Source organism: Desulfosarcina ovata subsp. ovata (genome assembly GCF_009689005.1).
GTDB classification, from domain to species: Bacteria; Desulfobacterota; Desulfobacteria; order Desulfobacterales; family Desulfosarcinaceae; genus Desulfosarcina; species Desulfosarcina ovata.
The window spans coordinates 5,302,459-5,322,095 of sequence record NZ_AP021879.1 but is presented as its reverse complement, the minus strand read 5'-3'; the positions used below and the strand labels follow the sequence as shown (position 1 = coordinate 5,322,095).

Below are 19,637 nucleotides of genomic sequence, written 5' to 3'. Positions count from 1 at the left end.
CTCTACCATCGGCCGGTTGCCCGGCCCGCCAACCGGGGTAACCGCATCAAAGAAATCGTGCCATGCGCCTAACGTCTGGATTGCTGCGAAAATGGATTTTCTGTGCCGCCCTGCTGGCCGCCCTGGTCGGTAATGCCGCCACTGATGGCGTGTGGGCCGGTACCGTGGACACGGCTGCCTTCGACGAAGCCATCAACCTGCTCGTCAAGGGCGATTTTAGCGAAAAAGCACGGGCCGTCGATCACCTGGCGCGTTGTGGCGACGAACGCGCCGAACCGATTCTGGCCGCGCTCCTGGCCGGCGACCTCTACTATAGCAAAATTCACCGTCATCTGGTGGTCGCCCAGGAAAACGGCAACGGCGACTACGCCATCCGCAACGCCCTGGACAATGAGCGTCTGGAACCGGTGAAAAAGCGTAAGCTGAAAAAAATCGGCATCAACAACAACCTGCGCTCGGCATTGAAAAACGCCCTGGCCCGTATCCGGCTGACCCATCCGGACGCCGCGGTACGCCTCAAGGCGATCAACAAGATGCTGGGCACGTTTCCCCCCGACGCCGACGGCTTCATCAAGGGCCTGCTGGAAACCGAATCCGACCCGGATGTGCGCAACGGTCTGAAAAGCGCTCTGGCCCTGACCGTGCTGCAGGCGAAAGACGATGCCGGTGATGCCGCGAAACTGTCCGCCCTGGAACAGCTGGACGGCAACCTGCATCCGGCCGTGCGCAACGCCTTGAGCCGCCTGGTGGCCGGTGACGCCGATACAGCGGTGCGTGCCCGGGCGGCCATGATGCTCAAACGCATTGAAGGCCGCATCGCCTTTTACGGATTTTTCGAGACCTTCTTCTTCGGCCTGAGCCTGGGCTCCGTGCTGGTACTGGCCGCCATCGGCCTGGCCATCACCTTCGGCGTCATCGGGGTCATCAACATGGCCCACGGCGAGCTGATCATGCTGGGCGCCTACACCACCTATGTGCTGCAGCAGATGATGCCCGGTTCCATCGGCACGGCCCTGCTGCTGTCGGTGCCGGCCGCCTTCGTGGTCGCCGGGGTGGCCGGCATCGTCATCGAACGCACAATCATCCGTTTTCTCTACGGCCGCCCCCTGGAGACCCTGCTGGCCACCTTCGGCCTCAGCCTGATCCTGCAGCAGGCCGTGCGTTCGATCTTCTCACCGCTCAACCGCAGCGTGGCCACACCGGCGTGGATGAGCGGGGCCATTCAGTTCAACCCGGTGCTGGCCCTGACCACCAACCGGGTGGTCATTTTCGTTTTCGCCCTGCTGGTCTTCGCCGGCCTCTCCCTGCTTCTGAAAAAGAGTGCCATCGGCCTGCAGGTGCGCGCCGTCTCCCAGAACCGGGCCATGGCCCGCGCCATGGGGGTGCCGGCGGCACGCGTGGATGCATTGACCTTCGGCCTGGGCTCGGGCATTGCCGGCATCGCCGGGGTGGCCCTCTCCCAGCTGACCAACGTGGGCCCCAACCTGGGCCAGGCCTATATTGTCGACTCGTTCATGGTGGTGGTCTTCGGCGGGGTCGGCAACCTGTGGGGCACACTGCTGGGCGGTCTGACCCTGGGGGTGACCAACAAGTTCCTGGAGCCCTGGACCGGTGCCGTGCTGGCCAAAATCCTGATTCTCGTCTTCATCATTCTCTTTATTCAGAAACGGCCCCAGGGACTTTTCCCGCAAAAGGGCCGGGCTGCCGGATGACATGCATATGACCGCTTTCCCCAAGATACTGCAAAACGACCGCGCCGGCACCGTGCTGATCGCCGTGCTCCTGCTGGCCGGCGTGCTGGTGCCGCTGCTCAACCTGTCCACCGGTGAAGCCAGCCCCCTGCACGTTTCCACCTACACCATGACCCTCTTGGGCAAGTACCTGTGCTATGCGTTGCTTGCCATCGCCGTGGACATGGCCTGGGGCTATCTGGGCATCCTCAGCCTGGGCCACGGCGCCTTTTTCGCCCTGGGGGGATACGCCATGGGCATGTACCTGATGCGCCAGATCGGCACCCGCGGGGTGTACGGCCATCCAATCCTGCCCGACTTCATGGTTTTTCTCAACTGGAAAGCCCTGCCCTGGTTCTGGCACGGGTTCAACTGGTTCGGATTCGCCCTGCTCATGGTGATCCTCGTACCGGGGGCGCTGGCCTGCATCTTCGGTTGGCTGGCCTTCCGATCGCGGGTGACCGGGGTTTATCTCTCGATCATGACCCAGGCCCTGACCTACGCCCTGATGCTGGCTTTTTTCCGCAACGAGATGGGCTTCGGCGGCAACAACGGGCTGACCGACTTCAAGGATATCCTCGGCTTTTCGCTGCAGTCCGACTTCACCCGCGCCGGTCTTTTCGTGGCCTCGGCCCTGGCCCTGGCCGCCGGTTACCTCGCCTGCCGTTACATTACCGGCTCGCGGCTGGGCCGCCTCTGCACGGCCATCCGCGACCAGGAGGATCGCGCCCGCTTCATCGGCTACCGCGTGGAAGACGCCAAGCTGTGGATTTTCACCTTCTCCGCGATTCTGGCCGGGATCGCCGGGGCCCTGTACGTGCCCCAGGTGGGCATCATCAACCCCACGGAGTTCGCCCCCCTGGCATCTATTGAAATCGTCATCTGGGTTGCCGTCGGCGGCCGCGCCACCCTGTACGGCGCCGTCATCGGCGCGTTGATGATCAATTACGCCAAAAGCGTGCTCACGGCGGCCTTTCCGGACGCCTGGCTCTTCGGTCTGGGGGCGCTTTTCGTACTGGTGACCATCTTTCTGCCCGACGGCGTGGCCGGTCTGCTGAAACAGACCCGGTTTTTCGGAAAGCGGGTGCCCTCATGACCGCCATCGAGAAATTCCGCGAATTCTGGCCCCGCGACCAGGTGTTCGATTTCCTTATCCCGGATACGCCGCCCGACCTGGACCTCACCCACGGCATCATCCTCTACCTGGAAGGCATCACGGTCAGCTTCGGCGGGTTCAAGGCCGTGAACGACCTGAATCTTTATATCGGAGACGGCGAACTGCGCTGCATCATCGGCCCCAACGGGGCCGGCAAAACCACCATTATGGACATCATCACCGGCAAGACCCGGCCCGACAGCGGGTCGGCCTGGTTCGGCCAGCAGATCAACCTGCTCAAAATGAACGAGCCGGAAATTGCCCGGGCCGGCATCGGCCGCAAGTTCCAGAAGCCCACCGTTTTCGAAAGTCACACGGTGCATGACAACCTGGAACTGGCCATGGTGGGCAACAAACAGGTCTGGCCCACCCTGACGGCGCGGCTGAACACGGCCCAGCAGGACAGGATCGAGGCGGTGCTCACCACCATCGGCCTCAAGGAGAAGATCCGTGCCCGGGCCGGTTCGCTTTCCCATGGTCAGAAGCAGTGGCTGGAGATCGGCATGCTGCTCATGCAACGCCCCAAACTGCTTCTGGTGGACGAACCGGTGGCCGGCATGACCCAGCAGGAGACCGAACGCACCGCCGAACTGCTGGTCTCCCTGGCAGGCACCCACAGCGTGGTAGTGGTGGAGCACGACATGGATTTCGTACGTTCCATCGCCCGCAAGGTCACCGTCCTGCACCAGGGCAGCGTCCTGGCCGAGGGCCGTATGGACGAGGTTCAGAACAACCCGGCCGTCATCGAAGTCTATCTGGGAGAGGCGCAATGCTCCGCGTAGAGAAACTGAACCAGTATTACGGCGAAAGCCACACCCTCTGGGATGTGGACATTGACGTTCCCCAGGGAGAGTGCACCTGCCTGATGGGCCGCAACGGGGTCGGCAAGACCACCCTGCTGGGCTGCGTCATGGGGCTTTTGCCGGTCCGCTCGGGTTGCATCCGGCTTGAGGATACGGACATCACCCACCTGCCCGCCGACCGGCGTGCGCGTCTGGGTGTGGGCTACGTGCCCCAGGGCCGCCAGATCTTTCCCCTGCTCACCGTGGAAGAGAATCTTTGCATCGGCCTGTCCACCGGCAGGGAGAAGTTGAAACGCATCCCGGACCTGATTTTCGAACTGTTCCCGGTGCTGGACGAGATGCGCGGCCGCCTGGGCGGCGACCTTTCCGGCGGCCAGCAGCAGCAACTGGCCATCGGCCGGGCCCTGGTGCTGCAGCCGACCCTGTTGATCCTCGATGAACCCACCGAGGGGATCCAGCCCAATATCGTGCAGGAGATCGGGGAGATCATCCGCCGCCTGTGTGCCGAAATGGGCATGACCGTTTTGCTGGTGGAGCAGAAGCTGCATTTCACCCGCCTCGTGGCCGACCGGTTCACCATTCTCGACCGCGGCCGGGTGGTGGCCAGCGAACGTATCGAACGGCTGGACGAAGAGATGGTCCAGCAATACCTGACGGTGTAGCGTGACGTCGGCGGCCGTTTCCCAACCACCGGCCGCAGGCTGGTTGGCCGGCCTGGAACTGGGTTTTGTGCGGCACGGCGCGGATACGTTGCTGCAGACCAACCGCCACCAGGGGCCGCTGCGCCTGCAGCGCCCCCTCTACCCGGAACCGGGGGTGTGCCACGCGGTGATCCTGCACCCGCCCGGCGGTGTGGTGGGCGGCGATCGGCTGGAAATCCGGGCGGCCATCGAAAAAGAGGCCGCCGTCCTGGTCACCACCCCCGGGGCGACCAAATTTTACCGCAGCGGCGGGGCCCTGGCCACGCAGGTCAATCACCTGCAGCTGGATGACGGCGGCTGCCTGGAATGGCTGCCCCAGGAGACGATCGTCTACCCGGGCGCCCATGCGGCCACGACCACCCGTATCCGCCTGGCGGCGGATGCCGTCTGCATGGCCTGGGAAGTCCTCTGCCTGGGCCTGCCGGCCTGCGGTCAGCCGTTTATGGACGGCCACTTCACGGCGAGTCTTGAAATCGACCGCCGGGACCGGCCGCTCTTGCGGGATCGCCTGCGGATCACCGGCGCGGCCGACCTGAACCGGCCGGCCGGACTGCGCGGCCATACGGTAACGGCCACGATGGTGGCCACCGGTGTCAGTCAAAAGATGCTGGCAGCGCTGCGCGAGCAGCTTGCCGAAAAGGCGGGAGATGTCCTGACCGGGGCCACCCTGATGGAAGACCTCCTGGTGGTTCGCTGTCTCGGGAACTGCTCGGCCCGGGCCAAAGCCATCTTCCAGGGGATCTGGTCATGTCTGCGACCGTTGCTTTGCGGCCGGAGTGCCTGTGTGCCGCGGATCTGGGAGACGTGATGGAAGCAATTACAAAACGATCTGTATTCAGACTTCTGATTGAATGCGAATAAGAAGAAGGAACCCAACATGAACAGCCATCAACGATCGAAAAAGCCGTCGCTGAAAACCGATCCCGGACCTTCGGTGGTCTATTTTTTCGCCATCGACGATACCCAGCCATCGCTGCACTCGGCGGTTTTCATGCGCCTGTGGTCCTTCCGAGGCGTGCCAAAGGGAATCTTTCCTATCACCATCACAAGGGAGGATCAAGAATGGAGCTGACCCCCAGGGAGAAGGACAAGCTGCTGCTCTTCACCGCCGCCCTGCTGGCCGAACGGCGCCAGGCGCGCGGCCTCAAGCTCAACTATCCGGAGGCGGTGGCCCTGATCAGTGCCGCCATCATGGAGGGTGCCCGGGACGGCCGCACGGTGGCCGAACTGATGGCCCACGGCCGCACCCTGCTGGGACGCGACGACGTGATGGAGGGGGTCGCCGAAATGATTGACGAGGTCCAGGTGGAAGCCACCTTCCCCGACGGGACCAAGCTGGTAACAGTGCATAATCCGATCGTGTGAATCGGATCGCGGGCATGGCCCGCTCTACAACCGTCACGATTATGGAAAACCCCGTAAGAGCGGGCCATGCCCGCGAAAATACGGGATCACCCCTTGGATAGGCAACCGCAACGCTTAGGCGGAACAGAGGAAAAAAGACATGATTCCCGGAGAGATCATCCCCCAGGAGGGAGACATCACCATCAACGCCGACCGGCCGACCGTCGCCATTGACGTCGTCAACACCGGGGACCGGCCCATCCAGGTCGGCTCCCACTATCACTTCTACGAGACCAATCCCGCCCTTGACTTCGACCGCGAAAAAAGCCGCGGTTTCCGCCTGGACATCCCGGCCGGCACGGCGGTGCGTTTCGAGCCGGGACAGAAACGGTCCGTGACCCTGGTGGCCTACGCCGGCCGGCGGCGGGTTTACGGATTCAATGCAAAAGTCATGGGCGATCTGGAGGTGGCATCATGAAAACCATGACCCGCAAGGCCTACGCGGAGATGTTCGGTCCCACCACCGGTGATCGTGTGCGCCTGGCCGACACCGAGCTGTGGATCGAAGTTGAGGAAGACCGCACCGTTTACGGCGACGAGGTCAAATTCGGCGGCGGCAAGGTGATCCGCGACGGCATGGGCCAGAGCCAGGCCGGCGGCGCCGATGCCGTGGACGTGGTCATCACCAACGCCCTGATTCTCGATCACTGGGGGATCGTCAAGGCCGACATCGGCATCAAGGACGGCCGCATCAGCGGCATCGGCAAGGCCGGCAATCCCGACGTTCAGCCGGGGGTGGACATCGTCATCGGTCCGGGTACCGAGGCCATCGCCGGAGAGGCGTCCATCGTCACTGCCGGCGGTATCGACGCCCACATCCACTTCATCTGCCCCCAGCAGATCGAGGAGGCCCTGACCAGCGGCATCACCACCATGCTCGGCGGCGGCACCGGACCGGCCACGGGCACCAACGCCACCACCTGCACGCCCGGCACCTGGAATATCCAGCGCATGCTGCAGGCGGCCGACGGCCTGCCCATGAACCTCGGCTTTATGGGCAAGGGCAACGCCAGCCGGCCGTTGGGTCTGGAAGAGCAGGTGCGCGCCGGCGCCATGGGCCTCAAACTGCACGAGGACTGGGGCACCACACCGGCGGCCATCGACACCTGCCTGGCGGTGGCCGACCGCATGGACGTGCAGGTGGCCATCCACACCGATACGCTCAACGAGTCGGGCTTTGTGGAACATACCCTGGCCGCGTTCAAGGATCGCACGATCCACACCTACCACACCGAGGGGGCCGGCGGCGGCCATGCGCCGGACATCATCCGGGCCTGCGGCCTGCCCAACGTGCTGCCCTCTTCCACCAACCCCACGCGGCCCTTTACGGTCAACACCGTGGATGAGCACCTGGACATGCTCATGGTCTGCCACCACCTTGACCCGCGCATCGCCGAGGACGTGGCCTTCGCCGAATCGCGCATCCGCCGCGAGACCATTGCCGCCGAGGATATCCTTCACGATCTGGGCGCCTTTTCCATGATCGCCTCGGACTCCCAGGCCATGGGCCGCGTGGGCGAAGTGATCATCCGCACCTGGCAAACGGCCCACAAGATGAAAGCCCAGCGCGGCAGCCTGCCGGGCGATCCGGCCACCAGTGATAACCTGCGCGTCCGGCGCTACGTGGCCAAATACACCATCAACCCGGCCATCGCCCACGGCATCGCCCACGAGGTGGGCTCCGTGGAGGTGGGCAAACTGGCCGACCTGGTGCTCTGGAAACCGGCCCTGTTCGGGGTCAAGCCTAGCCTGGTCGTCAAGGGCGGCATGATCGCCGCCGCCCCCATGGGCGATCCCAACGCATCGATCCCTTCGCCCCAGCCGGTGCACTACCGCCCCATGTTCGGCGCTTTCGGCGGTGCGCTCCCGGCGACCACGCTCACCTTCCTCTCCCGGGCAGCAGCGGATGCCGGCGTGGCCGGGGCCATCGGCCTAAAATCGCACATCGGCGTTGTGCAGGGATGCCGGGGCATCGGCAAGGCGGATATGCGCCTCAACGACTATCTGCCGACCATCGAGGTCGATCCGCAGACCTATCAGGTACGGGCCGACGGTGAATTACTCACCTGCGAACCGGCGACAGTGCTGCCCCTGGCCCAGCGTTATTTTTTGTTTTGATGGGTCGTAGGGGCACGGCGCGCCGTGCCCCTACCCCTGCCACGAAGCAACAAGAAGAAAGACCTCATCCATGATCCACCTGACCCATAAACTGAAAAACCATCAATCGCCGGTCACGACCCTGACCCTGCCCTGGGAAAAACGCATCCGCAGCCGTCTGCGGGTGGTTCTGGACAATGGTGCCGAGGCTGGCCTGTTCCTGCCGCGCGGCACCGTGCTGCACGATGGTGACCGGCTCGTATCGGACCGTGGTGACGTGGTCCGGATCTGTGCCGCCGATGAAGCGCTCTCCACCGTTACCGGCCATGACCCCCTGACCATGGCCCGCGCCTGCTACCACCTGGGGAACCGGCACACGCCCCTTGAGATCGACAGGGATCGCATCCGTTACCTGCACGACCCGGTACTGGACGAAATGATCCGTGGCCTGGGCCTTGACGTGCGGCACGATCAGGCACCCTTCGACCCGGAGGCCGGCGCCTATGGCGGCGGACACCATCACCATGTTTGACGGAGATCATCGTCTGCTGCGCCTGATGCACCTGGTGAGCCCGTCTCTGCCCACCGGTGCCTTTGCCTACTCCCAGGGGCTGGAGTGGGCTGTTGAAAGTGGGTGGATCAAAAATGCTGACGATCTTGAAGGCTGGCTGCGCGACCTGATCGCCCATAACCTGACCGGCGTGGACGTCCCCCTGTTGGATCGCATGCGGACGGCTTGCCAAAATCAAGACGAGGCGGCGTTGATGCGCTGGTGCGATCTGCTGCTGGCCTTCCGCGAAACCCATGAACTGCGCCTGGAAGAGCACAACCGGGGCAGCGCCATGGTCCGCCTGCTGGAAGGTCTGGCGGTTCCCCTGCTCCCATCGGGTCTGGTCGAACGCTGCCAGCTGGCCGGCTTCGCCCTGGCCGCGGCCCATTGGCAGATTGACCGGGTGGCGGCGGCCACCGGTTACCTCTGGTCCTGGCTGGAGAACCAGGTGCTGACCGGCATCAAACTCATCCCGTTGGGGCAGACCCAAGGCCATCGCATCCTGTTGCAGATGGATCCGGCGGTGGCGGCGGCCGTGGAGCAAGGCCTGTGTTTGGACGACGATGCCATCGGCGCATCCAGTCCGGCCATGGCCATGGCCAGCAGCGGCCACGAAACCCAATACACACGACTCTACCGGTCGTGAGCGAGGCAACCATGACAGACAAACCCGCCCCCTTGCGGGTCGGCATCGGCGGGCCGGTGGGCTCGGGCAAGACCGCGCTCCTGCTGGGCCTGTGCCTGGCCATGCGCGAAACAACCGATATCGCCGTGGTGACCAACGACATCTACACGCGTGAGGATGCCGAATTCCTGATCCGCCACCAGGCCCTTGACGCAGCACGCATCATGGGCGTGGAAACCGGCGGTTGTCCCCACACGGCCATCCGCGAGGATGCCTCCATGAACCTGGCCGCCGTGGCCGATCTCACCCAGCGTTTTCCCGGGCTGGACTGCATTTTCGTGGAGAGCGGCGGCGACAACCTCAGCGCCACGTTCAGCCCCGAGCTGGCCGATCTGTTCATCTACGTGATCGACGTGGCCGCCGGTGACAAGATTCCCCGCAAGGGGGGACCGGGAATCACCCGCTCGGATCTTCTGGTGATCAACAAAATTGACCTGGCGCCCCTGGTCGGTGCGTCGCTGGATGTCATGGAAACCGACACCCGACGCATGCGCGGGGAGAAACCCTTTGTCTTCACCAACATGAAAACCGGTCAGGGCATCGACGACATCGTCGTCTTTATTAAGACTCAGGGGATGCTGGAGTCTAAATAGTATCCATCCAGAAATGACCAATTTGCCCGATATCGGCGTTGCACGAAAAATTTTATCCTCGGAATATCAACCATATGCCTGTGGTAAAATTTTTCGGACGCCTTGATCTCAACCCAATTTGCCTATTTCTGGATGGACACTAAATAACAACAGGGAGGAGACGGTCTGATGAAAACATTTTCAACATACGACCCGGAGGATTTTTACGATGAATTGATTGTTGCCGACGGCAGTCCCAGGCCCGGCGCCCGGCTGCTGGTGGACATGATCGAGTCGCTACCGGCGGGTGACCTGGCCCTGCGCCAGAAGGCGGCCGAAGCCCTGCTGCTGAAAATGGGCATCACCTTCAATGTCTATGGCCGCGAGGAAGGCACCGAGAAAATCTGGCCCTTTGATATCATCCCGCGCATCGTATCCGCAGACGATTGGCAGCAGATTGAAAGCGGACTCAAACAGCGCATCTTCGCCCTCAATGAATTCATTCAGGACATTTACAACGCGAAGAAAATCCTCAAGGACAAAGTGGTGCCCGAGGACCTGATCATGACCAGCCGGACCTACCGCCCGGCGTGCGAGGGGTTCACCCCGCCCAAGGGGATCTGGTGCCACGTCACCGGTACCGACCTGGTCCGTGACAGCGACGGCCTTATTTACGTGCTGGAAGACAACCTGCGCTGCCCGTCGGGCGTTTCCTATGTATTGGAAAACCGTGAGGTGCTCAAACGCACCTTTCACCAGGTCTTCGAGGCCAGCCGGGTCCGGCCGGTGGACGGGTACCCCTCCAAACTGCTGGAAATGCTGGAGTACCTGGTCCCGGAGCATATCGTGTCGCCGACCATCGGCGTACTGACGCCCGGCATCTACAACAGCGCCTACTTCGAGCATTCGTTTCTCTCCCAGCAGATGGGCGTGGAACTGGTGGAGGGCCAGGACCTGGTCGTGGACAACGGCTGCGTTCACATGCTCACCACCAAGGGCCTCAAGCGGGTGGATGTACTCTACCGGCGGATCGACGACGACTTCATCGACCCCGAGGTGTTCCGGCCCGATTCGCTGCTGGGGGTCAAGGGATTGATCGGCGCCTACAAAAACGGCCGCCTGGCCCTGGCCAACGCGCCGGGTACCGGCATCGCCGACGACAAAGTGATCTATGCCTATGTCCCGGCGATCATCAAATACTACACCGGCGAGGATGCCATTTTGCCCAACGTGCCCACCTACATCTGCCGCGATGACGACGACCGCGCCTATGTGCTCGAGCACCTGGACCAGTTGGTGGTCAAGGCGGCCAATGAATCGGGCGGATACGGCATGCTGGTGGGCCCCCATGCCACGGCCGAAGAACGCGCCGATTTTGCCGAGAAGATCAAAGCCGAGCCGCGCAATTACATGGCCCAACCCACCATTTCGCTCTCGCGGGTACCCACCATCGTGGGGGATCGCATCGAAGGGCGCCACGTGGACCTTCGCCCTTACGTTATCTTCGGCGAGGAGATTTACGTGCAGCCCGGCGGCCTGACCCGCGTGGCATTGCCCAAGGGATCGCTGGTGGTGAATTCATCGCAGGGCGGGGGCAGTAAAGACACCTGGGTGCTTTAGTTCATTTCGCGGGCATGGCCCGCTCCTACAATGCCCCACGGGACACCCGGCGTTGACGGTGCCGTAGGAGCGGGCCATGCCCGCGACCCCATATCGTCTGAAGGATTGTGCCTATGGCAACTGTAAAATAAGGAGAAAAAAAATGCTAAGCCGCGTCGCCAACACCATTTACTGGATGTGCCGATATATCGAACGGGCCGAGAACGTGGCCCGCTTCATCAGCGTCAACCTCAACCTGCTCCTGGACATGCCCATGGAAAAGGGCAACCACTGGGAACCGCTGGTAATGATCACCGGCGATCAGAAGGTGTTCGAAAAGAACTACCCCGATTACGACAAGAAACAGGTGATCCGGTTTCTCACCTTTGACCGCGAGTATCCCAACGCCATTATCACCTGCCTGGCCGCGGCGCGCGAGAACGCACGCTCCATCCGGGAAATCATCTCCTCGGATATGTGGGAGCACCTGAACAATTTCTATCTGGAACTGTCGGATAATTGCAGTCCTGATTTTGCCCTGTCCGATCCCCATCGCTTTTTCAAAATCATCCAGATGCGCAGCCATCTTTTCACCGGCCTCATGGACTGCACCATGAGTCATGGCGAGGCCTGGAACTTTGCCCGCATCGGCATGATGCTCGAACGGGCCGACAAAACCTCGCGCATCCTGGACGTGAAATACTTCATGCTGCTGCCCCAGGCCGATCTGGTCAACACCCCCCTGGATAATATCCAGTGGAGCGCGGTGCTCAAATCAGCCAGCGCTTTGGAGATGTTTCGCAAGCGCTATCATCGGATCACACCGCGCAACGTGGCTGATTTTCTCATCTTCGATGAAGGCTTCCCGCGTTCCATGCGCCACTGCGTCGCCAAAGCGAATGTCTGCCTGAACCGGATTGACGGATCGGCGCCGACGGGGCCGCCCCAGAATGCCGCCGAGAAACAGTTGGGCCGCCTTGAGGCCGACTTGACCTATACCGACATCGACGAGGTGATCGATCAGGGCATGCACGAGTACCTGGACGGCATGCAAACCCGGCTGAACCGGGTGGACACGACCATCGGCACCACCTTTTTCAACATCAAACTGGCGGCCAATACGGGGGTTCAAGAGCAGTAGCCGGTGCCGGCCGGTGGCGAAAGATACCGTACTTCGCCATTCGGCCGTAATGTCAAAGCCCAAATTAAAAATGTCGGGCTTGATTCTAACTTCGCCCACCTGGATTTAGGAACGATTAAAACGGGCTGATCCCATATTACCTCTCGTTTCCACGCTCTGCGTGGGAACGTATAAGGCCAACCATTCCCACGCAGAGCGTGGGAACGAGGGGGTAAGTGGACGAAGTTGGAACCAAGCCCAAACGGCCTTTATCATTCAATTGACATTTTACTTTTTTCATTTGACACTAACGAGTCCCGGTCGTTCCCAAAAACGCTGAAACGACAAGCGACACCACGATTTCAATCATTACGGAAAGGACTGTGCCTTGGGAATCCACGTTGCCCTGAACCATAAGACCACCTACCGCTACGACCGACGCGTCAGCCTCTCTCCCCAGGTTGTCCGCCTGCGTCCGGCACCCCACTGCCGGACGCCGATCCTGAGCTACTCCATGACGGTTACCCCCAAAGCCCACTTCATCAACTGGCAGCAGGATCCCTTCAGCAACTATCTGGGCCGCCTGGTCTTCACGGAAAAAACCGACGTCTTCCGGGTCGAGGTGGACCTGGTGGCCGAGATGATCATCATCAACCCCTTCGATTTTTTCCTGGAACCCGACACCAAGACCTTCCCCTTCTCCTACGAACGCAGGCTCAAAACGGATCTGGCCCCCTACCTGGAGCGGGAACCGGCGGGCAAGCGACTGGCCGCCTACCTGGCCGGCATCGACCGGTCGCCCAAATCGACCATCGATTTTCTGGTGGAACTGAATCGCCGCTTGAGCGAAGAGGTCAGCTACCTGATCCGCATGGAAGCCAACGTGCAAAGCCCCGAACAGACCCTGACCCTGGGCAGCGGATCCTGCCGCGACTCGGCCTGGCTGCTGGTCAACATCCTGCGCCATCTGGGGCTGGCTGCGCGGTTCGTCTCCGGCTACCTGATCCAACTGGCTCCGGACGTCAAATCCCTGGACGGCCCCTCCGGGCCGGAGGCCGACTTCACCGACCTGCACGCCTGGACCGAGGTCTACCTGCCCGGCGCCGGCTGGGTGGGCATGGACCCCACCTCGGGCCTTTTTGCCGGCGAGGGGCACATTCCCCTGGCCTGCTCGCCCGAACCCCTAAGCGCGGCGCCGATTACCGGCGCCGTGGAAAAATGCGAGGTGGAGTTCGGCCACACCATGAGCGTCCGGCGGGTACGCGAGGAACCGCGCTCCACACGGCCCTACCCCGAGACGGTATGGGACGCCATCGTGGCCCTGGGCGACCGGGTGGACCGGGAACTGGAAACCGCCGACGTGCGCCTGACCATGGGCGGCGAGCCCACCTTCGTTTCCATCGACGACATGGACGGCGAGCAGTGGAATACCGCCGCCCTGGGCGAGGAGAAGCGCGAGCTCTCGGAACAGCTCATCAGAAAGCTGCGCGGGCAGTGGGCTTCCGGCGGCCTGCTGCACTACGGCCAGGGCAAGTGGTACCCGGGCGAATCACTGCCCCGCTGGGCCCTGGGCTGCTATTGGCGCACGGATGGCAAGCCCATCTGGCAAGACGATCGCTGGATCGCCGACACCGACAAGGATTACGGCTTTGGCGCGGCGGAAGCCAAGCGGTTCATCGAAACCCTGGCCGACCGACTGGCGGTGAACCGGCGGTTCATCCGTGAAAGCTACGAGGATACGCTCTACTACCTGTACAAGGAGCAGCTGCTGCCGGTCAACGTGACGCCCACCGACCCGCGTCTGGACGACCCTGAGGAACGGGTGCGCATGGTGCGCACCTTCCGCAACGGCCTGGGCGCCGTGGCCGGCTATGTGCTGCCGTTGCAGTACGGCTCGTGGAAAAGCGGCCCGTGGCCGCTGCGGAGTGAGCACATGTTCCTGCTGCCCGGCGATTCGCCGGCCGGGCTGCGCCTGCCCCTGGATTCCCTGCCGTGGGTCTCCGAGACCGACTACCCCTACGACCATCCCCTGGACCCCATGGCCGAGCGCGGCCCCCTGCCCGACCTGCACGACGGCCAACACTATCTGAAAGGTGCCGATGAGGCGACAGCAGGCGACGGGGTGCGCCCCCAACCCTGCCCCTTTGACGACCCGCAGCCGGTGGTCGGCGAGTCGGCGGCCTGGATCGTGCGCACGGCCCTTTGCGTGCAACCCCGGAACGGCCGCCTCTACGTCTTCATGCCGCCCATTGCCAACCTGAACGGCTACCTGGAGCTCATCGCCGCCATCGAGGCCACGGCCGCGGCCACCGGCCTACCCGTGGTGGTGGAAGGCTATACGCCGCCCAATGATCCGCGCATCAACAGCCTCAAGATCACCCCCGACCCCGGCGTGATCGAAGTCAACATCCAGCCCATGCACAACTGGCGCGAAATGGTCGACACCACCACCACCCTTTACGAAACCGCCCGGCAGTGCCGCCTGGCAACGGAAAAGTTCATGCTCGACGGACGGCACACCGGCACCGGCGGCGGCAACCACATCGTGGTCGGCGGCGCCACACCGGCCGACAGCCCGTTTCTGCGGCGGCCGGACCTGCCGCGCAGCCTGGTGACCTTCTGGAACAACCACCCCTCGCTCAGTTTTCTCTTTTCCGGCCTTTTCATCGGCCCCACCAGCCAGCAGCCGCGTATCGACGAGGCCCGCCACGACAGCCTCTACGAACTGGAGATCGCCTTTGCCGAGCTGGACCGCCAGACCGGTTCCGACCAGCCCTGCCCGCCGTGGCTGGTGGACCGCCTCTTCCGCCACCTGCTGGTGGACGTTTCGGGAAACACCCACCGGGCGGAATTCTGCATCGACAAGCTCTATTCGCCGGACAGCAGCGCCGGCCGGCTGGGGCTGCTGGAGCTCCGCGCCTTTGAAATGCCGCCCCACGCCCGCATGAGCCTGGCCCAGCAGCTGCTGCTGCGCATTGCCGTGGCCTGGTTCTGGAAAACGCCCTACCGGAAAAAACTGGTGCGCTGGGGCACCCGGCTGCACGACCGCTTCATGCTGCCCGATCTGGTGCGCAAGGATTTTGCCGACGTGCTGACCATCCTGCGCCAAGCCGGCTACCCGGTCACCATGGAATTCTTCCACCCCCATTTTGAATTCCGCTTTCCCATTTATGGGCGCGTGGTCTACCAGGGAATGGAGATGGAGCTGCGCCAGGCCCTGGAACCCTGGCACGTGCTGGGCGAGGAGCCCGGCGGCGGCGGAACCGCCCGCTACGTGGACTCATCGGTGGAACGGGTGCAGGTCAAGGTGTCGGGTATGACCGGCGAACGCTACATCGTGGCCTGCAACGGCCGCCGGGTGCCCCTGCAGCCCACCGATGCCGGGGATGTGTTCGTGGCCGGCATCCGCTACCGGGCCTGGCAGCCACCCTCCTGCCTGCACCCGACCATCGGCGTGCACACCCCTCTGACCATCGACCTGTTCGATACCTGGTCAAAACGCGCTGTCGGCGGCTGTACCTACCATGTGGGCCACCCCGGAGGACGCAACCACGAAACGTTCCCGGTCAACAGCTGGGAGGCCGAGGGCCGACGGCACGCCCGCTTCATCCCCGGCGGCCACACTCCGGGCAGCGCCGAGGCCGTTCCCGACGCGGAGACCAACCCGGAATTTCCATACACCCTTGATTTGCGACGCCAAACCGGATAAATCGACCTTCCGGGGAAACCGGTTTGGTCCGAGCCTGTTGCGTGGGAACGGCTTCCGGTTTCCCATACCCGAGGGCGACATTGCCCACCACGCGTTCTTCAAGATTCAAGGGGTGCTGTTCATATGACCGAACCCGACATCAACGGCCCCGCATCGCTCTTTGATGCGATGCGCTTTTTCGGCGACACCTTCTGCGAGGCGTTCGATCCGGGAGGCGTCCCCCGGGCGCACTGGCAACCGCTGATGAACGCCCTGGACACCATCGCCCCATCGGTGCTGGCCCAGCGGCAGGAACGGGTGCGGCGCATGCGCCACGAAGACGGCGCCACCTTCAATCCGTTCAATGATACCGGTGGCCGGGGAACCCCATGGGCCCTGGACATGATTCCGCTGCCCATCACCGCCGGCGAATGGGCCGGTCTCGAAGCCGGCCTGATCCAGCGCGCCGGGTTGCTCGAACAGATCCTGGCCGACGTCTACGGCCCGCAGAACCTGATCCGGCAGGGCCACCTGCCCGCGGAACTGATCTACGCCAACCCCCATTTCCTGCGGCCCTGCCATGGCATCCTGCCGGCCGGCAACCGCTACCTGACCTACTATGCGGCCGACCTTTACCGCGGAACCGACGGACGCTTCCGGGTACTGCGCGATTACGGCGACCACCCGGCCGGGATCGGCTATGCGCTGGAGAACCGAATCGTCATTTCCCGGGTCTTTTCCGAACTCTATCACCGTACCCAAATCCGCCGGCTGGCGCCCTTCTTTCATACCTTTCACCTCAGTCTGGTCGAACGGACCACCCTTCGGCGAAATGATCCGGGCATCGTCCTGCTCTCGCCGGGGCCGGAAAGCCGCATCTATTTCGAGCACGCCCTGCTCTCCCGCTACCTGGGCTATCCCCTGGTGGAGGGGCAGGATCTGACTGTCCGCAATGGCGACGTCTTTCAGAAAAAGCTGGCCGGGCTGGAACCGGTGGAGGCCATCTTTCGGCACATCGCCGACGACAGCAGCGATCCCTTCGCCTTGCGGCGGGCCACCGGCAGCGGGGTGGCCGGACTGATCCAGGCCTGCCGCGAGCAACAGATCGAGGTGGTCAATCCCATCGGCAGCGGATTCGTGGACACCCCGGTGCTGGCGGTGTTCCTGTCGGCGCTGTGCCGCCAGTTGACCGGAGGCGACCTTCTGCTGGAGAACCACCCGGCCTGGTGGTGCGGTAACGAATCCGATCGCAACCATGTTCTGGCCAATCTCGAGCAACTGACCCTCATGCCGGCCATGGAACCGGACGAACCGCCCGCGGTGTCGACCGACCGGATCGCCGACATCGGCACGGCCCCGCACCGCTTCATGGCCCGGGCGTTGGTTCAGCCGGCAACGGCACCGGCCTGGAACCCGGACAGCGTCGGGCCCCGCTACACCCTGCTGCGGGTGTTCGCCTGTGCCACCGAAAACGGATTCACCCTCATGCCCGGCGGCCTGGCCATCACGGCCGCCGACGTGCCCACCCTGCTGGGAAGCGCACCCGAACAGCAGCAAAGCAAGGACATCTGGGTGTTCTCCGACCGACCGGTGACCCCCTTCAGCCTCATGGGCGGCCTGCAGACCATTGATCAATTCAAGCGCGGCAGCGACCTGCCCAGCCGCGTGGCCGACCATCTTCTATGGCTGGGCCGGTACCTGGAACGCGCCGAAGGCCTGATCCGCCTGTTGCGCTCGGTCTTCCGCCGCCTCTCCGGGGAGACCCGTCTGGCGGATATTCCCGATCTTCCCTTTCTGCTGAGCCTGCTGAGGGCGGAAAACACCATTCCACCGGTACCCGACGGGGGCGCCCCCATTCCGCGCTACCGCGAGCTGGCCGGCCAGCTCAATGCGGCCATCACCAACAAAGATCGCCCCGCAAGCGTGGTGGCGGTGCTCAAACGGGTACAGGAAGCGGCCCGGAACGTGCGCGATCGGCTTTCCCTGGACTCCTGGCGGGTCATCAACCGCCTGGATGGTTTTGCCGACGCCCCCAATGGGGATCCCCTGGACCTTCTGGACGACACGCTTTTCACCCTGAGTGCCTTTTCCGGTCTGGCCATGGAAAGCATGACCCGCGGCCTGGGCTGGCGTTTCATGGACATGGGCCGCCGCGTGGAACGGGCCATCAACCAGACAACCCTGATTCGCCTCGGCCTGCCCCGGGTGTGTATGGATTCGAGCAGTGCCCTGGAGGCCCTGCTGGAGGTGTCCGACAGCATCATGACCTACCGGGCACGCTACCGCACGGCCTTTCAGTTGGCACCGGTGATGGATCTTCTGGTGGTGGATGAAAGCAATCCCAAATCGCTGGCCTTCCAGTGCAGCCGGATCGCCGGCCACGTGGAAGAGCTGCCCCGCAAGGATCCGCGACGCTACGCCACCGCCGAGGAACGCCTGGCGCTGGAAATGCTCACTGCCGTGCGCCTCCTGGACCTGTCCGGACTGGACTGTAAAAAAAGCAATGATCGCCGGGCCGCCCTGGAAAAATTTCTCAAAAGCATGGAACAACGCCTGACGGACTTTGCCCAGCAGGTCAGCGCCCACTACCTGACCCGGGTGCCGGCAACGCCTCATTTTTCAGCCATCCGTGGCGAGTCGCAGCCATGAGATACCGGATCACGCATAAGACGGCCTACCGCTATTCGGAGCCGGCCTCGCTTTCCCAGAACGAGTTGATCCTCAAACCGCGGATGACGGCCACCCAAACGGTGGGCCCGTGTCGCCTGGAAATTGTTCCCCAGCCCCAGTACCTGAGCGAACGCATCGACTTTTTCGGCAACACGGTGCAGGGGTTCATGGTGCAGCATCCCCACAGCGAGCTGGCCATGACCGCCTTCAGCGAGATGGAGATTCTGCCGCAGGGCAGCCCGCCGCCGGAATCAACGCCCCCCTGGGAGCAGGTGGCCCAGCAGCTGACCGCCCATACCGGTTCGAATGAACTGGACGCCTACCAGTTCGTCTTTGCCAGCCCCCTGGTCGCGGTGGGTGCCGCCGTCCGGGAGTATGCACGGGTTTCTTTTCCGCCACACCGGCCGGTACTGGCCGGTGCCATGGACCTGATGGGTCGCATCTTCACCGGATTCACCTACGACAAAACCGCCACCACCGTGGACACCGGTGTGGACCAGGTGCTGGCCGACCGCAAGGGGGTCTGCCAGGATTTCGCCCATCTGGCCATCAGCGGCCTGCGCAGCCTCGGCCTGGCTGCCCGCTATGTGAGCGGTTATCTGGAAACCCTACCCCCACCGGGAAAGCCCAAACTCGTCGGTGCCGACGCCTCCCACGCCTGGCTCTCCCTTTTCGTTCCCGGTTTCGGTTGGGTGGATCTGGACCCCACCAACAACCTGATTCCCGGCGAGCGGCACATCACCCTGGCCTGGGGCAGGGATTACGGCGACGTCACCCCGGTGAAAGGGGTGGTCATGGGTGGCGGCGTGCATGCGCTCTCCGTGATGGTGGATGTGGCGGCGCAGTCGTGAAAGGAGAAACA

Annotated in this window: 17 protein-coding genes; all 17 read left to right on the top strand. The window is 63.3% G+C overall.

Features of this window, described 5'->3' with window-relative positions; genetic code table 11:
• Positions 1-62: 62 nt before the first annotated feature.
• The 17 genes from urtB (at position 63) to GN112_RS23335 (ending at position 19,626) form a co-directional block, all read left to right on the top strand.
• A complete protein-coding gene (urtB, locus tag GN112_RS23415) occupies positions 63-1,712 on the top strand; it encodes an urea ABC transporter permease subunit UrtB (RefSeq protein ID WP_155312416.1) in 1,650 nt (549 codons plus the stop codon).
• A 7-nt stretch (positions 1,713-1,719) separates the two neighbouring features.
• Positions 1,720-2,826: an urea ABC transporter permease subunit UrtC gene (urtC, locus tag GN112_RS23410; protein ID WP_197743385.1), complete on the top strand. Its 1,107-nt coding sequence runs from the start codon at positions 1,720-1,722 to the stop codon at positions 2,824-2,826.
• A complete protein-coding gene (urtD, locus tag GN112_RS23405) occupies positions 2,823-3,668 on the top strand; it encodes an urea ABC transporter ATP-binding protein UrtD (RefSeq protein WP_155312414.1) in 846 nt (281 codons plus the stop codon). The genes urtC and urtD overlap by 4 nt, the downstream gene beginning before the upstream one ends.
• Positions 3,656-4,351, top strand: a complete 696-nt coding sequence (gene urtE, locus GN112_RS23400) for an urea ABC transporter ATP-binding subunit UrtE (RefSeq protein ID WP_155312413.1) — start codon at positions 3,656-3,658, stop codon at positions 4,349-4,351. The genes urtD and urtE overlap by 13 nt, the downstream gene beginning before the upstream one ends.
• A gap of 1 nt (position 4,352) precedes the next feature.
• Positions 4,353-5,198 carry an urease accessory protein UreD gene (locus GN112_RS23395; protein WP_155312412.1) on the top strand — a complete coding sequence of 282 codons (846 nt, stop codon included), beginning with the start codon at positions 4,353-4,355 and terminating at the stop codon, positions 5,196-5,198.
• 69 nt (positions 5,199-5,267) lie between these two features.
• Positions 5,268-5,462 carry a hypothetical protein gene (locus tag GN112_RS23390; RefSeq protein WP_155312411.1) on the top strand — a complete coding sequence of 65 codons (195 nt, stop codon included), beginning with the start codon at positions 5,268-5,270 and terminating at the stop codon, positions 5,460-5,462.
• Entirely contained in the window at positions 5,453-5,755 is a 303-nt protein-coding gene (ureA, locus tag GN112_RS23385) for an urease subunit gamma (RefSeq protein WP_155312410.1), read from the top strand. The genes GN112_RS23390 and ureA overlap by 10 nt, the downstream gene beginning before the upstream one ends.
• A 139-nt stretch (positions 5,756-5,894) precedes the next feature.
• Positions 5,895-6,212 carry an urease subunit beta gene (locus tag GN112_RS23380; RefSeq protein ID WP_155312409.1) on the top strand — a complete coding sequence of 106 codons (318 nt, stop codon included), beginning with the start codon at positions 5,895-5,897 and terminating at the stop codon, positions 6,210-6,212.
• On the top strand, positions 6,209-7,912 hold the full coding sequence (gene ureC, locus GN112_RS23375) for an urease subunit alpha (protein WP_155312408.1): 1,704 nt from the start codon (positions 6,209-6,211) through the stop codon (positions 7,910-7,912). Before GN112_RS23380 ends, ureC begins: the two co-directional genes overlap by 4 nt.
• Positions 7,913-7,982: 70 nt before the next feature.
• Positions 7,983-8,423 carry an urease accessory protein UreE gene (ureE, locus tag GN112_RS23370; protein ID WP_155312407.1) on the top strand — a complete coding sequence of 147 codons (441 nt, stop codon included), beginning with the start codon at positions 7,983-7,985 and terminating at the stop codon, positions 8,421-8,423.
• The gene (locus GN112_RS23365; RefSeq protein ID WP_197743384.1) at positions 8,395-9,087 is read left to right on the top strand and encodes an urease accessory protein UreF; all 693 of its coding nucleotides are present in this window, start codon (positions 8,395-8,397) and stop codon (positions 9,085-9,087) included. Before ureE ends, GN112_RS23365 begins: the two co-directional genes overlap by 29 nt.
• A gap of 11 nt (positions 9,088-9,098) precedes the next feature.
• Positions 9,099-9,719: an urease accessory protein UreG gene (gene ureG, locus GN112_RS23360; protein WP_155312406.1), complete on the top strand. Its 621-nt coding sequence runs from the start codon at positions 9,099-9,101 to the stop codon at positions 9,717-9,719.
• Positions 9,720-9,887: 168 nt separating this feature from the next.
• Complete coding sequence (locus tag GN112_RS23355; protein WP_155312405.1) at positions 9,888-11,318, top strand: circularly permuted type 2 ATP-grasp protein; 1,431 nt, start codon at positions 9,888-9,890, stop codon at positions 11,316-11,318.
• 76 nt (positions 11,319-11,394) lie between these two features.
• Complete coding sequence (locus tag GN112_RS23350; protein ID WP_231717109.1) at positions 11,395-12,438, top strand: alpha-E domain-containing protein; 1,044 nt, start codon at positions 11,395-11,397, stop codon at positions 12,436-12,438.
• 367 nt (positions 12,439-12,805) lie between these two features.
• The gene (locus GN112_RS23345; protein ID WP_155312404.1) at positions 12,806-16,126 is read left to right on the top strand and encodes a transglutaminase family protein; all 3,321 of its coding nucleotides are present in this window, start codon (positions 12,806-12,808) and stop codon (positions 16,124-16,126) included.
• 123 nt (positions 16,127-16,249) lie between these two features.
• On the top strand, positions 16,250-18,754 hold the full coding sequence (locus GN112_RS23340; RefSeq protein ID WP_155312403.1) for a circularly permuted type 2 ATP-grasp protein: 2,505 nt from the start codon (positions 16,250-16,252) through the stop codon (positions 18,752-18,754).
• Positions 18,751-19,626, top strand: a complete 876-nt coding sequence (locus tag GN112_RS23335) for a transglutaminase family protein (protein ID WP_155312402.1) — start codon at positions 18,751-18,753, stop codon at positions 19,624-19,626. Before GN112_RS23340 ends, GN112_RS23335 begins: the two co-directional genes overlap by 4 nt.
• Positions 19,627-19,637: the final 11 nt, after the last annotated feature.